At 32.1% G+C, this 14689-nt stretch carries 17 protein-coding genes; 6 read left to right on the top strand and 11 right to left on the bottom strand.

Annotation, left to right across the window (positions count from 1 at the left end; all coding sequences use genetic code 11):
• Window positions 1–20: 20 nt before the first annotated feature.
• Both FDY99_RS02595 and FDY99_RS02600 read left to right on the top strand, forming a co-directional pair.
• A complete protein-coding gene (locus FDY99_RS02595) occupies window positions 21–854 on the top strand; it encodes a helix-turn-helix domain-containing protein (protein ID WP_139418933.1) in 834 nt (277 codons plus the stop codon).
• Between the two features lie 61 nt (window positions 855–915).
• Window positions 916–1476, top strand: a complete 561-nt coding sequence (locus tag FDY99_RS02600) for a DUF417 family protein (RefSeq protein WP_139418934.1) — start codon at window positions 916–918, stop codon at window positions 1474–1476.
• A gap of 91 nt (window positions 1477–1567) precedes the next feature.
• On the opposite strand, the gene FDY99_RS02605 is transcribed toward FDY99_RS02600, so the two are convergent.
• From FDY99_RS02605 to FDY99_RS02615, 3 genes are all read right to left on the bottom strand, one after another.
• Window positions 1568–1945 carry a GreA/GreB family elongation factor gene (locus FDY99_RS02605; protein WP_139418935.1) on the bottom strand — a complete coding sequence of 126 codons (378 nt, stop codon included), beginning with the start codon at window positions 1943–1945 and terminating at the stop codon, window positions 1568–1570.
• 363 nt (window positions 1946–2308) lie between these two features.
• Window positions 2309–2914: a hypothetical protein gene (locus FDY99_RS02610; RefSeq protein WP_139418936.1), complete on the bottom strand. Its 606-nt coding sequence runs from the start codon at window positions 2912–2914 to the stop codon at window positions 2309–2311.
• Between the two features lie 91 nt (window positions 2915–3005).
• Entirely contained in the window at window positions 3006–3497 is a 492-nt protein-coding gene (locus FDY99_RS02615) for an RNA polymerase sigma factor (protein ID WP_139418937.1), read from the bottom strand.
• A 170-nt stretch (window positions 3498–3667) separates the two neighbouring features.
• Here FDY99_RS02615 and FDY99_RS02620 point away from each other — a divergent pair, with 170 nt between their 5' ends.
• Window positions 3668–4498 (top strand): alpha/beta fold hydrolase, encoded by an 831-nt coding sequence (locus tag FDY99_RS02620; protein WP_139418938.1) that lies wholly within the window; start codon window positions 3668–3670, stop codon window positions 4496–4498.
• Window positions 4499–4607: 109 nt separating this feature from the next.
• Here FDY99_RS02620 and FDY99_RS02625 read toward each other — a convergent pair whose 3' ends face one another.
• From FDY99_RS02625 to FDY99_RS02650, 6 genes are all read right to left on the bottom strand, one after another.
• Window positions 4608–6692: a M4 family metallopeptidase gene (locus tag FDY99_RS02625; protein WP_139418939.1), complete on the bottom strand. Its 2085-nt coding sequence runs from the start codon at window positions 6690–6692 to the stop codon at window positions 4608–4610.
• A 65-nt stretch (window positions 6693–6757) separates the two neighbouring features.
• A complete protein-coding gene (locus FDY99_RS02630; protein WP_139418940.1) occupies window positions 6758–7573 on the bottom strand; it encodes a hypothetical protein in 816 nt (271 codons plus the stop codon).
• Window positions 7574–7589: 16 nt separating this feature from the next.
• Window positions 7590–8093, bottom strand: a complete 504-nt coding sequence (locus FDY99_RS02635; RefSeq protein ID WP_139423753.1) for an RNA polymerase sigma factor — start codon at window positions 8091–8093, stop codon at window positions 7590–7592.
• Between the two features lie 141 nt (window positions 8094–8234).
• Complete coding sequence (locus tag FDY99_RS02640) at window positions 8235–9863, bottom strand: NADP-dependent glyceraldehyde-3-phosphate dehydrogenase (protein ID WP_139418941.1); 1629 nt, start codon at window positions 9861–9863, stop codon at window positions 8235–8237.
• Window positions 9864–10145: 282 nt separating this feature from the next.
• Window positions 10146–10532, bottom strand: a complete 387-nt coding sequence (locus FDY99_RS02645; RefSeq protein WP_139418942.1) for a DoxX family protein — start codon at window positions 10530–10532, stop codon at window positions 10146–10148.
• 128 nt (window positions 10533–10660) lie between these two features.
• Window positions 10661–11212: a hypothetical protein gene (locus FDY99_RS02650; protein ID WP_139418943.1), complete on the bottom strand. Its 552-nt coding sequence runs from the start codon at window positions 11210–11212 to the stop codon at window positions 10661–10663.
• A gap of 221 nt (window positions 11213–11433) precedes the next feature.
• Here FDY99_RS02650 and FDY99_RS02655 point away from each other — a divergent pair, with 221 nt between their 5' ends.
• The 3 genes from FDY99_RS02655 (at window position 11434) to FDY99_RS02665 (ending at window position 13086) form a co-directional block, all read left to right on the top strand.
• Complete coding sequence (locus tag FDY99_RS02655) at window positions 11434–11964, top strand: GNAT family N-acetyltransferase (RefSeq protein ID WP_139418944.1); 531 nt, start codon at window positions 11434–11436, stop codon at window positions 11962–11964.
• A gap of 44 nt (window positions 11965–12008) precedes the next feature.
• Window positions 12009–12461, top strand: a complete 453-nt coding sequence (locus FDY99_RS02660) for a VOC family protein (protein WP_139418945.1) — start codon at window positions 12009–12011, stop codon at window positions 12459–12461.
• Between the two features lie 124 nt (window positions 12462–12585).
• Window positions 12586–13086, top strand: coding sequence for a hypothetical protein (locus tag FDY99_RS02665; protein ID WP_139418946.1), 501 nt, complete (start codon window positions 12586–12588; stop codon window positions 13084–13086).
• A 23-nt stretch (window positions 13087–13109) separates the two neighbouring features.
• On the opposite strand, the gene FDY99_RS02670 is transcribed toward FDY99_RS02665, so the two are convergent.
• Window positions 13110–13607 carry a hypothetical protein gene (locus FDY99_RS02670; protein ID WP_139418947.1) on the bottom strand — a complete coding sequence of 166 codons (498 nt, stop codon included), beginning with the start codon at window positions 13605–13607 and terminating at the stop codon, window positions 13110–13112.
• A gap of 6 nt (window positions 13608–13613) precedes the next feature.
• On the bottom strand, window positions 13614–14573 hold the full coding sequence (locus tag FDY99_RS02675) for a cytochrome-c peroxidase (protein WP_139418948.1): 960 nt from the start codon (window positions 14571–14573) through the stop codon (window positions 13614–13616).
• Window positions 14574–14689 lie beyond the last annotated feature (116 nt).

A 14689-nucleotide genomic window follows, 5' to 3' on the forward strand; every position in this document is an offset into this window, starting at 1 on the left:
AAATTCTGTAGTTTTAGGATATGAAAAGTACATTTTTTTCCGTTCAGAAAAAGAGTTCAGAGCATTTTAAAAATATACTCAGTGATTCGATGTATCATATTTTCCTGTTTAGCGGAAACGGAAAAATCATGGTAGATTTTACAGAATATAATTTTACAGGAAAGACTGTATTTTTCTCTTCACCTTTTCAGAATATTCAAATTTTAAATGAAGAACAGATTGAAATTGAAGTTTTAAATTTTCACGGTGACTTTTACTGTATTGAGTTTCACAAAAAAGAAGTCGCATGCAACGGTTTACTTTTCAATAATATTTATCTTTTTCCGCATTTTTCGTTAACTGAAGAAGTTTATCAGGAGATTTCAGATTATTTTTCAAAAATTCAAGAAGTAGATTATCATGAAGAGTTTTCGGATTCGGTTTTGCAGTCATATCTTCAGTTAATTCTGGCTATTTCAAGCAGGGAAAAGAATAAATTGCTTCCAGATAAGGAAATTATCAAAGATGATTTTAATGAACTGAAATCATTTCAAAATCTTGTAGAAGAACATTTTATTTTAGAAAAAAACCTTTCTTTTTATGCGGATTTGCTGCATGTAACCTCAAATACTTTAAGCAAGAAAATCAAATCTAAATTTAATAAAACTCCTTCTCAGATTATTCAGGAACGCGTAATTCTTGAAGCCAAAAAACAGATTCATCTTACCCGGAAATCGATTAAAGAAATTGCTGTGGAACTCAATTTTAATGATGAATTCCATTTCAGCAAATATTTCAAAAAATATGTGGGGATTTCACCTACACAGTTCAGAAAAGAAACAGGAATCTCTATCGTGGCAGATTTATACAAATAACTTCCACAATCGTCCATTTCATTGGCTTTTGGTTCAGCATAACTTTGTGAAAAAATAAATTATGTTGGAACTTTTAGCAAATTCTCAGAAAAACTTCATTCACTTTTTAAGAATAAGCATTTTTATTGTAATGGCTTGGATTGGAGGCCTCAAAGCTTTTCAATATGAAGCGGAAGGCATCATTCCTTTTGTGGCGAATTCTCCTTTTATGAGTTTTTTCCTTCAAAAAAAAGTTTCCGATATTGATAATTACAAACTTCATAAAAATAAAGAAGGTGAAGTAATTCCTGAAAATATTCAATGGCACAAAACCAACGGCACTTATATTTTTTCTTATGCTTTAGGAAGTGTAATCTGCATCATCGGAATTTTGGTGCTTTTAGGAATTTTCTATCCTAAAATTGGAGTTTTAAGCGGAATTTTAACAGCTGGAATGTCGATAATCACGCTTTCTTTTCTTATTACAACACCAGAAACCTGGGTTCCGGATTTGGGTGGAAGTCAGCATGGTTTTCCTTATTTATCTGGCGTGGGAAGACTGGTTATAAAAGATATTATTATGTTGGGTGCAGGTTTGGTGATTGCTTCAGATTCTGCGAAAAGTATTTTGAAAAAAGAGTGATTGTATTTTTTAGGTTTCGGCGGCACCGAAGGTGCCGCCGAAACCTAAAAAAGCTCCCAAATTGGGAGCTTTCAATATGATTTTTTTTCAATTAATTGATATGTTCTACACTAAGGATTTCAATTTTTCTGTCTCCCTCCTTAAAAGGCCAGTCAATAACTTCACCTTCTTTATTTCCCACAATGGCCAATGCAATATCAGATAATACCGAATATTTTCCCTTCTTCACTTTTGCCTTGTCATCAGAAACAATCGTAAATTTTTGCGCTTGAGGATGTGAAGAATCTTTTATTTTTACTTCACAGTTGATCGTTACAATATCCTTTGGTAAATCACGACGCAATACCTGTTTTGCATTTCTCAGTTGCGCAAGAAGTACTTTCTCTTCTTCAGCCGTTGTTTTTTTTCTTCTTAAATGGTCTTTTATTAAATCATATACACCTGTGGTTAAAATAATCTGTTCTGACATAATTTTTATTCTTAAAAAATGAATTTCCGAATGCCGAATAATAGACTCAGACATAGCCCATAAAGCACAAAAAAATTGTGATAAGGTATGCAGAATACACATTCAGAAAAAATGAAATTGGGTGAAAAAACACTTAATAATGCCCTGTCCTGAGTCTCGACAGGGATATTAAATAAACTCTTTAGAATTTTTTAAAAATTTGTCATCATGCAGATACGACAAAGACAACGAAAGGGTAATCGAGGTATATTTTACCGGAAAAAAATACTTTGTTGTCATTTAATTGATATTGACACGAAGATACAACTTATAATTGATATTAAATAAAAGCTGCATCTTCGTTATGCATTTTCAGGATGTTCTTTATTGCTTCTTTTGCAATTCGCTCAAAAGATTTTCTATCTGGTTAACATATTTTCCATAAAAAATTTGGTACCAATACTTTGCTAGTAAGAAAAGACCAAAAAGACCAACAGCAAGCGTAGAAATAATCGTTGTAGCTGCCTGAAAATCGCTCAATGGTTTTCGGTGCGGAAGAAACTCGATAACGATAATCAACTCGCAAACCAAAAACGGCACAAATGAAAGCATAAAAGATAGATAATATTGCTTATTAAGGTCAAACTGGTACATTAAATCTTTCAGTGAATCAAAAGTTTTCATCATTGGATTGCCGATATTATTATACAATTTAAAAAACTTACTGAAGAAAAATGATACTACGATTACCATTGAAAACAACAATACCGTGATATAAAATTTAAACTTAAACGGAGCTTCGGGAATAGGAACCCAAACGATGAAAAACCCGAAAATTAATATTCCTAAGGTTGACCAAAATTCCATTCGCATATTTTTCCTGATTTTTTCTAGCGGAAGATTGATTTTATTTTTATGTTCAATGCTGATTTCAGGTGTTTCATCAGAAACATCATCGTTCCATGCGTTTTTAAGGTCATCTATATTCATAATGTTTGTTTTTTATTTTGGGTTTCGGGTTTCGAGTTTCGTGATTCGTGATTCGTAGCACATTCTATAACACGTAACTCGCATCTCGAACCTAATTATTATTTAAAATATCTTTCAGTTTGTTTTTTGCGCGATTCATTTTTACTCTTACATTTCCTTCAGAAATCCCCATCTGTTCGGCAATCTCTCTTCCTGAAAAATCTTCGAGATAATAAAAAATAAATGCTTTATCGATAGGGTTTAGCTGATGAATGGCTTTATACATTTCAGCAAGTTTCTCTTCTTTTTCGTGATCATATTCATCCTCTGCAATTTTATAATTCGAAAAATCTTCATTGGCTATAAAACTTCTTTTCTTTTCAGATTTCAGGAAAATAATCGCTGTATTGAGCGCTATTCTGTACAGCCAGGTTGAAAATTCACTTTCACCTTTAAAATTCGGATACGCTTTCCAGACCTGATACGTAATCTCCTGAAAAAGATCATCGCGGTCATCTTTATCATCCATATACATTTTAGAAATCTTAAAAATGATTCCTTTATGCTTTTCAATTTTGGTAATAAATTCTTGTTGTGAGGTCATGGTTTCTTTACTCTCTGTGGAGTTAGTATATCATTGAAATAATTGTTACAGTTTTAAGCAAAAAATAATAGTGGAAATTTAATCAAAAAAAACAGATACCACATTTTCAGAACAAAACCTTTCGTGGCGCAAAATTTGTGTTTTATATTGAACACCAAAAAAATATAAATATGCCTTACCTTACAAAACAAGACAGCAAAAATTTTGAACTTTATTACGAAGATTTCGGTTTCGGACAACCGATTATTTTAATTCACGGTTGGCCGTTGAGCGGAAAATCTTGGGAACTACAGGTTCCTGTACTTTTAGATCTAGGATACAGAGTGATCACTTACGACCGAAAAGGTTTCGGAAAATCGTCTCCGACTTTAGATGGTTATAATTATGACGGATTGGCTGCGGATTTACACGAGATTATCACTCAATTAGAATTAAAAAACGTCATCCTTTTCGGATTTTCAATGGGTGGTGGTGAAGTTGTACGTTACTTAACCAATTATGGTTCAGAAAATGTAGATAAAATAGCTTTGATTTCGTCCATCATTCCTTTGGTAAAACAGAAAGATGATAATCCACATGGAGTTTCTGAAGAAGAATTGTATGGAATTTTAACCAGTTTAAAAACTGACAGAGTCACTTTCTTGGAAAGTTTCCATAAAAACTTCTACAATTACGGATTACTTTCTCAAAAAGTAAGTCAGAAACAACTAGATTTTGATTGGAGTATTGCTTCTCAAGCGTCCCCAATTGCAACAATAAAATGTGCTGAAAGTTGGGCAAATACAGACTTCCGACCAGAGTTAGTAAATATAAATGTAAAAACCCTGATCGTACATGGTGATGACGACCAGATTGTACCAATAGAAACGGCAGGAAAACAAGCTGCTGCTGGGATTGTTGATAATGACTTCATCATAATCGAAGGTGCCCCTCACGGACTTAATATAACACATGCAGATCATCTAAACCATGCTTTAGCTGATTTCTTAAAGGATAATTAAGCTTATAACAGCATATATGAAAAACAGCAGCAAAATAATTGCTGCTGTTTCACAATACAAAAAAATTTAAATAATTGATGAGATAAAATTTATCATCTAAATTAGAGATTTACTCAACAATTATTTTCTTCGAAACAATTTTTCCATTTATGTTAATTTTCAATATGTAAGCAGCTGCCTGTACTCCGCTTATATTAATTTTGTTTATTCCTTTTTCTAGTTTTTCAGATGTTTTAATCAACTTACCAGAAAAATCATATATTTCATAAGTTACATTTCCTTTGAGACCAGACTCAATGGTAAATTGGCCATTAGTAACCGGATTTGGATAGATTTTAATATCTTGTATATCAGACTTAGTTGCCTCATTCACGGCTAAAAAGGTAGCACAATTGCCCAGCCCTACCGCACACCAGGCATTTTCTACCTGCTGTAATTCATTGGAACCTGCACCATAAAGATCAATGGCAGCTTGTTTCGAAGCAGTATATGCATTAATATAACCGCTATTTGCGGTAAGATAAGTTGCTAAAGTTCTATACGCTATTTTTTCTGCTTTCTGAATTGTAATTCCTGTTACATTAAACGCGGTTCCTAGATCATTAGTTCCAGAACCTCCTACAGATAATAAATAGAACCAATGGTTCCCTACTCCACTATTTGTATGTACCCCGCCCTTATCATTACTGTTGTCATATGGGGGTACTGGCGTAATCCAATAAGTTCCTCCATAAGTATCTGGTTGTTGAGACCCCAAGATAAAAGATCCGGAATTAGGATCAGACATACTTCTTATAAATAAACCTAAAAGAGGGTGGTTAGGAATTCCCTCTCCAATATTCCAGTTTGGAGAAATTCCTGAATAGAATTCTATTGCAGTCCCAAACATATCTGCAAAAGATTCATTTAAAGCTCCTGATTCTGCTTGATATGCCAAATTAGCAGTTCTACCCACCATCAGGTGGGAATATTCATGTCCGGCAATATCTAATGCTACAAAGGGATTAAAAATACCTGACTGCCCATCGACTAAACCGTTTCCATAAATCATAGCAACAATTCCTTGAACATCTAAAGCAGCAGCATTATCTCCTTGAATGGGAGTATTAGGCGTATTAAAATTAATATTATAATAATTTCTGATGATGGAACCATTACCATCATAACTGTTTCTATTATGTCTATCAATATAATAATCTTTTGCTTTTTCCATCGCCCAATGAACTTCTACAGCAGGTTTAGTATTCGTACCCATATAATTAGCTGTATTGCTTGTATATTCGGCAATATTTCCCGTTAAACCAGTGGATGCGGTTCCATTACCATCCCATCCGGTTCCATCTAATGTATGAATATTTCTAGCATTATCTTTTAAACGGTAAGCTCCATTGTAGGAATCTACAGTAATAGATTGATTACCTTTATAATAAGTTGCACTTGTAGATGGAGCATCTACCAACGGACTAATAAAAAATGTTTTGCTAATCGAAGACACTTTATTTAGTGGAAAAACATTGTTAATTTTTGGCGCTATATTATGATTATGAATTTTTTCTAATTTTTTTACAACTTGTTTTGTAGTATTATCTACATAATACATAAATCCTTGTAAAGTTTTTAAAGATAGTGCACTGATTTGTGAAACCAAATGTAATTCAACACCTTTACCTGAATATACTTTCGTAATTACCTGGTCAAATTCATCGAAAGTTACGTTGGGGGTCTTCATATCTGCATTTACAATATTCTCTACTTCAGATTGGCTAAGAGGCTGTTTAATAGAAAAGCTTATCTCGTCAGAGAGTTCACCATTAACAAAAGTTATTTTATTATCTTTTTCGTGAATCAATACTAATTCATCAGCAACTTTTACATCTTTATAATAATGCTGATAAGAAGAACGTTTAAATCCTAAATCATCAGTTGAACTTGTAACAAATTTAAAAGTATGGTCATTATTAGTTCCTAACCATTCACCAAAATGATTAATCAAAAAATCAGATGAAATATTCTTTCCGCTAAAACTGGCGTGAAAATTACCCATACCTGAAGTTCTAGATATTCTAGGTAAATTTTGAACAGAATTTTCTGTGTTTCTAAGGCTATGATCCTGTGCGTTTATGAAAGACGGAGCTAAACCACCCAATACAAAAACAAAGCTCAAAGATTTAATAAGTATAACTGTTTTTTTCATAATATTTTTGATTAATTCTAACAGTTAGTATAAAAAAAACAAAAATGTTACAAAAAATTTTCAAATTAATTCAATCTATTTAAAGTCTTTAGTAAAATATTTAAATCTATGAAATTGAGTTTAGCTCCAATTATAATTATAATTAGGAGAATAATCAGAAGGAATAAAATGATTGCTACATAACAAGAAAAAAACCAGACTATAGTATTAATAATATTTCCTTTAATACCATATTTTTTAATTAAATATCTTTGTGATCTTTCAAACCATGTATTGGTTTTATTATTTCTAGGTTTCAATTCCACTCCATTTAGTTCATCAACAATGTGTATAACATCCTGAATGTACTTTCCGTACATATAATAAATCCAATATTTTATAATGAAAAATATCAGCAAAATACTTATCAAAAGGCTTATCCCAAAAATGGCAACATGATATTCTGTATCAAAATGAAAGCTGATCTTAATAAGAGACATCATTAATGCCAAGGGAATATAAGAAATATAATACGCAAGATAAATTTCCTTAGAAACCAAAAGCTGAGTTTTTAGATTGAATAGATCATAATTGGTATTAATGCTATTTTTGGTAAGCAATTTATACAACTTGATAAATCTGGAATAAAAATAAATAATAAACCCAAACGACAAAATAACTTCAAAAACGGAAATCGTTTTGATATTTGAATCGTTTGTTGTAAATGGAAAACCATATAAAATACCCGGTAATGTGACAATCATTATCCAGAATTCAGTTTTCATATTGATTCTTATCATTTCCAGCGGAGAGTGAATTTCATCTTGTTTTTCCAAAGAAATTTCCGGTGGAGTATTTTTATTGTCTTTATTCCAAAGTTTTTTTAAATTATCTAATTCCATTTTCTAAACTTTTACATTAAACAGATTTCTGTTTTTCAATAATCTCTTTAAGTTTTGCCTTAGCGCGGTTAAGTTTTACCCTAACATTTATTTCTGTAATACCCAATTGACGAGCAATTTCTTTACCCGTAAAATCTTCCAGAAAGAAAAAAATAAGTGCTTTATCAATAGAACTGAGTTGGTGGATGGCATCATACATCAATTTCATATTTCTGTCGTCTTCATCATTATAACTTTCATGGTATACAGAGAGATTTTCTATACTTTGATAATGTATAAAACTACGCTTTTTCTCGCTTTTGAGGAAGACGATGGCCGTATTTAGTGCAGTTCTGTATAGCCAAGTAGAGAAATCGCTTTTCCCAAGGAATTCACTATATGATTTCCATGCCTGATAGATGATCTCCTGATAAAGATCATTCTGGTCATCAAAATTATCCATATACATTTTAGAAATCTTGAAAATCACTCCTTTATGCTTTTCAATTTTTTCTAAAAACTCTTGTTCCAGTAATGCCATTTTATTACTCTGAACAGTTAGTATCATTTTCTGCCAAATGTTACATTTTTTAACAAAATCAATCGATTTCAATTAAAAATCCACAATGAATAAAACAAATTCATTGTGGATTAACTGATCTTTTAAAAGTAAAAACCTAACTTAAAAAATATAATCTGTACTCAAAAAATTAGAATCGTGGTCTCTCACAATGGTATTCAACAATTCTTTATTAGAATCTGTAATTTTTGCAGCCACCAAAGAACGGATGGAGAACGAACGAAGCGCATCAAAAACAGAAAGTGTACCTTCTGCGCTGTCTTTTCTTCCTGTGAAAGGGAAAACATCTGGTCCACGTTGAGCTTGGCAATTGATATTCACTCGGCTCACCAGGTTTACAAAAGAATCAATTAATTTCGAAACTTCCAGAGCATCTTCGCTGAAAATACTCACTTGCATTCCGTGGTCTGCATTCACCTGATAATCGATGGGTTCTTCAATATTGTCAAACGGAACTACCGGAATTACCGGACCAAACTGCTCCTCATGATACAATTTCATCTCATTATTCACAGGATAAACAACTGCTGGAAAAACAAAAGATTTTTCGGTAGATCCACCATTTTCATTGAGAACTTTTGCTCCTTTTGCTAAAGCATCCTCAATACATTCTTTTAAATAAGAAGGTTTATTGACTTCTGGAAGCGGAGTAATTTTCACTTCTTTTTCCCAAGGAAGTCCAGGTTTTAAAGCAGAAACAGCTGCCGTTAATTTCTTAGTAAATTCTTCAGCAACCTCTTTTTGAACGAAAATCAATTTCAAAGCGGTACATCTTTGTCCGTTGAAAGAAAGCGCCCCGAGAATAATTTCACTTACAGCAATGTCAAGATTCGAATTTTTAGTTACAATTGCTGCGTTTTTTGCATCTAAACTTAAAATAGCTCTTAAACGGTTGACTTTCGGATGTAGTTTTTTCAATCCATTTGCTACTTTACTTGAACCAATAAATGCTAAAACATTTACTTTTCCGCTTTCCATTATTGGAGTGATAATTTCTGAACCTTTTCCGTATAAAGTATTGACTGTACCTTTTGGAAAGGCTTCTTTAAATGCTTTTAATAAAGGATAATGTGCTAAAACACCATGCTTCGGAAGTTTAAACAAAATTGTATTCCCCATAATTAAAGCAGGAATTAATGTGGTGAAAATCTCGTTTAAAGGATAATTGAAAGGTCCCATACTCAAAACTACACCAAGAGGTGCTCTTCTGATTTGAGCAATTGTTCCTTCGGCTTGTTGAAAACGTGAAGATTCTCTATCTAAATCTTTTAAGGCATCAATAGTTTGGTTGATGTAATCTACTGTTCTGTCAAATTCTTTGGTGGAATCTGGCAAAGTTTTTCCAATTTCCCACATCAGTAATTTGATAATCAAATCACGCTCTTTAATCATAAAATACACAAATTTCTGCATGCATTTTATTCTTCCTTCCACAGACATTGTTGGCCATTCTCCCAATCCGTTATCATAAGCTTTTACTGAAGCTTCCAAAACTTCCATTGCTTCTTTCGGACTAATATTCGGAATGCTTCCTAATAGTTTTCTTTTTAAACCATTTTCTGTTTTAATGCAAACCGGTGAATAAATTTCGGTGACATCTCCCTTCCATTCTACCAATTCTCCGTTGAGGAGATATTCTCGTTGATGGATTTCGGGAACTTTATATTCTTCAGGAATTTCGTTTTCAGATTTGAACAGATTATGGAATGAAGTTTCATTGACTGAGCTCATAAATTGTATATTTTAATAGTTTGGAAATTTGAAAGAATAAAGTTAGCCGTAAAAATCTGTTTTAAAAAGAAACAACTCATAGATTTACTCTATTTGATGGGTGTTTGAATGAAAATTAATATTGAAAATCATTTCGTCAGCTCAAGGATTTTATCAAGAAATTACATAAAAATTTCTCGATACGATTTTTTCAAAATCTACTCGAAATGAAGAGGTTTCGTGTACCGATTAAAATGAACATTTTTTAAAATAAAAAACTCAGCAAAAAAGCTGAGTTCAATTCTATTTTTCTGTTGATTTTAATGCCCAGAAAACAAGCAATGGCTGCATAAATAATCGGGCTAATCTCTTTCCGTCGGTATTTAAGCCGAAACTGTCTCGATCATTTTTATATTGTGCAATATTTCCTGGAAAAACTGCCGTAAAAAAAGTTCCTGCAATTTTACCAACTATCAATTCGTATTTTTTAGGAGTCGCAATAATAGCAGTTCCTAAAGCAATCTCTGCAACTCCTGAATAAACAACGGTATCATCTTTTTCAAGTGGAACCCAATCGGGAACCTGTGCTTGGAATTCTTTTCTTGCAAATGTAAGATGACCTATTCCTGCGGTAATTAACATCGCTCCAAGACCGTATTTTGCGATGGTTTTGATGGTGTCTGATTTCATAATGTATATTTTGTGATACAATAATGAAGTCAAGAATGATTCCAATCTGATATTTATTTTTCTTAAAATTTTATTTCTTCTTTCTAAATTCTTTTTTCAGTTTAATAATGACGACTCCATTACGCGCCTTAGTTCCGTACAGTGCAGTTGCCTGAATTCCTTTGATTATTCATTTTCTTAATCTTATTAGGATCAAAATCTTTTAAGGTTTTAGCTTCCACAATTTCGCCATCAATTACCCATAAAGGTTCGTTATTTCCCTGAATGGATGAAGGTGCACCTCTTCCCATTATTGGAGGTGAAGAATATGCATTATTTTGATTAATTACTAAAGAAGCTATTTGCCCTTGAAGATTGGCAAGAGCTGAAGTCTTTATTGAATCTTTTTCCTGAGCATTTACAGAAACAATTCTGCCGGATGTTAAGATAAAACCAATAGCAAATTTTGAAAATAGCGAGTTGATTATTGAATACTGCATATTTCTATTAAGTTGTGATTCATAAAAGTTTCCGCAGATATTTTGAGACGAATGATCAGAAAAAAAATCTAAAATTTCATCATCAGAATCATTCGTAAAATCTCTGACAGTTTTTGAGCAAACCGCACAGAATCTTCCTTTTTCTTGAGATGTCATTGTTTCCCATTTTTTATGACAAGGCTTTGGTAAAATGATTTTCATGGTCTCTTTTTAATTAAAGATGCAGTGTTGAGTAAAAAGGTTGGAAAGTGTTTAATATTTAAATGAAAATAATACTGTTTTTTACCTTTTGATAAAAAAATAAGTTTGCACTAACCGTTTTTTTAGCAAGCCATTCAAAATATAAAACTCAGTTTTTTGTTATAAATTTAACTTTTGATTAAGAAATTTCACTTAAAGAAATCAACAGAAAGAAAAACAACATGACAGAAGAAGTAATTTATAGACAGGAAACACAGGATGATTTTCAAGAAGTATTTGAACTTAACGGTAAAGCTTTCGGACAGCAGAATGAAGCGAAGTTAGTAAATGCTTTAAGAAATAATCTGAATGTTTTTATTCCCGAACTTTCTATTGTTGCTATAAAAGACAACGCAATTATTGGTCATATTTTGTTTACTAAAATCAATATAAAAAATGATGATAAAACTTTAAATGAAAGTTTAGCACTTGCTCCAATGGCTGTATTACCCGAATTTCAAAAAAATGGAATTGGCGGTCAATTAATCAGACGTGGTCTTGAAACGGCAAAACAATTGGGTTATCAATCGGTAATTGTTTTAGGACATGAACATTATTATCCAAAATTTGGATTTGAACCTGCTGAAAAATGGAATATCAAAGCACCTTTTGACGTACCTTCAAATGTATTTATGGCTATTGAATTGGTAAAAGGTAATCTTGAAAATATCTCGGGAACCGTAATTTACCCAAAAGAATTTGAAACTGTATAATCAAATTTCTAAAGCTAACTTCACTTCAATATAAATTTTAAATTATGAAAAATCAGAATTTACTTAGAATGGACAATGTCGGAATTGTGGTAGAATCCCTCGACGAAACGATTTCTTTTTTTCTTGAACTTGGTTTAAAGCTAGAAGGAAGATCAATGATTGAAGGCGAATGGGCAGGTCGTGTTACGGGACTTGGCAATCAATCTGTAGAAGTTGCTATGATGGTGACACCCGATGGAAACAGCCGGCTGGAACTTTCGCTATTTATTAATCCGAAAGTAATTGAAGATCATCGCAACGCTCCCGTAAATGCTTTAGGTTATTTGCGTGTTATGTTTGCCGTTGCAGACTTAGACGACACGCTCGACAGACTTTATAAACATGGCGCCCAACTTGTAGAAGAAGTTGTTGATTACCAAAACGTTTATAAGCTTTGTTACATTCGTGGACCTGAAGGAATTCTTATTGGGCTGGCTGAAGAAATTAACAAAAAATAACTTTGAAAATTCTGTAAAAGTGTTTGATAAAAAGGAATTTGAACTGGCTTTTCATTATCATTATATTTTATGATTTTATTTATATTTGAAAATCTAAATTAAAGCAGTCAAAAAAATAAAACAAATGAAAGAAGAAAATATCAATAAACTAAACTCTTTATTCTCAAACTTAAAATCAGAAGATCAAAAGCTGAAAGAAAGTCTTGAGAAGAAAAAAAGTGAAGACGATTTATTTATTGAAGGTTTTAAAACGCTGTGCAAGAACTTTATCGATCCTAAAATGCAGGAATTCAGAAGAATGCTCAGACAAAACGGATTTGGCTGTAAAGTTTCATTTAATGAAGAAATTAAAAATGGTTTAGGGATTAATGCTCAAACCAATATCAAACTTCAGATTTCAAGAAATGTAGATTCTAATTTTTATGCGAATGATAAGTTTCCGCATATTATGTTTGTTACCGATAAAAATCTAAAAAGAATCGTTGTACATCAGGATACCATTTTTCAAAATGGTACAGGAACCGCTGCTTTAAAAGAGCAAAATTACACGCTTGAAAGTCTTCATGAAGATGATATAGAAAAAGAAATTCTGGAATCTGTAGAAAATATTTTAGTGAATAAATAACCTATTTTACGGCAATTTGTTTATTAATCTCCGCCATCTATTCCATTAAATTCTCTGGTTGAATAATGCAGGAACAGTAAAATCAACAGATCATCAACAGATTCGTCTGCTTCGATATGAAAAATCGGATCTTTAAACCATTTTTTCACCCTCCATATTTTGACAAGAACTTTTCCTTTTTCAATTATCGTGCTGATTCTTCTAAATTTAAAATAATAAATTCTTACATCCTGTCCCGACTTGATAATTCTGTCTTTTCCAAAGTCTGTAAAATAAATAATGCGTTTGGCGAGACTCAACTCAACGTCATTTTTCATAAAACCTACATTTTTTATCTCATAAACTTGAGATTGATATTCTATGCATTGATGCAATATAAATGATCTGGTTTCGTCTGTAATTCTACCAATTTCCTGTTGGTTTTCAGAATTTAAAACGAAATGGTTTTTGTGATATTGAGCGGTATAATTTTTCAAAAGGTGAATGTGTTTAATCGGAAAATGATCTTTCGTTTTGATCAATAAAAATTATTTTTTCTGAAATTCCACATTAGAAACCAACATAGAATCATTTAATGTTGCTAAAAAAGCTAATAAATCCTCCTTTTCCTGAGAATTAAAAACAATCGGTTTTTCTAATTGTTTCGCTAAAGTTGGGCTTTTAACGATTCCTTTTTCATAATGTTCCAAAACTTCATTTAATGTTTTAAATCTGCCATCATGCATATAAGGATAAGTGTAAGCAAGATTTCTCAAACTAGGGATTTTAAACATCATCTTATCAGCCGATTCAAAAGTTTTGTTCCATTTTCCGTAATCTTTTAGTTCGGAATTATAGGATAGTCCATTATTGGCAAATTCATACGTTGAAAACAGAGGTTCAGAATGGCATGAACTGCAATTTCCCTTAAACAATTGATAGCCTTTATTTTCGGAAGCAGTAAATTTTGCTTTCCCTTGTTTTACTTTATCATATTTAGAATTCGCAGAAACAATGGTAAGTTGGAATTGTGAAAGTGCTTTCATCACACGTTCAGAAGTTGCTAAACTGTCTCCAAAACTTTTGTAAAAAAGCGTTTTGTATTCTTTGGACTGATTGAGTTTGCGAACAACAACATTAATATCTTCACCCATTTCTTTTGGATGATTAATCGGCGCTAAAGCCTGAACATCGATATTCACAACAGAACCATCCCACATAAATGTTTTTTGCCAAGCCAAATTGAAAATCGCAGGAGAGTTCCGGTCTCCAATTCCGTCTTCAATCCCTTTGCTTAAATGATTTCCGGCATGTGAAAAAGCCTGATTCGACAAATGACACGAAGAACATGAAATTGTATGATCTCTCGATAAAATAGGATCATAAAATAGCTTTCTTCCCAAGTCGACAGTAGATTTTTTTAAAGGGTTTTTCTTAAAATCATAAACAGGTTTCGGAAAATAATTCGGATAAATCAATTGCAAATCCTGAAGACCGTAAAATGCCATCAGAATAAATAATGATAAAAAACTTAGCGATTTAAATTTAGAATACACGAGAAAATTGATTAGGATAATTAATCTTCATTTTGAAATGATTATTCAGTACTTTTTTAAGCGATACT

Origin of the sequence: Chryseobacterium mulctrae (assembly GCF_006175945.1) — a bacterium.
In the GTDB taxonomy this organism is placed as follows: domain Bacteria; phylum Bacteroidota; class Bacteroidia; order Flavobacteriales; family Weeksellaceae; genus Chryseobacterium; species Chryseobacterium mulctrae.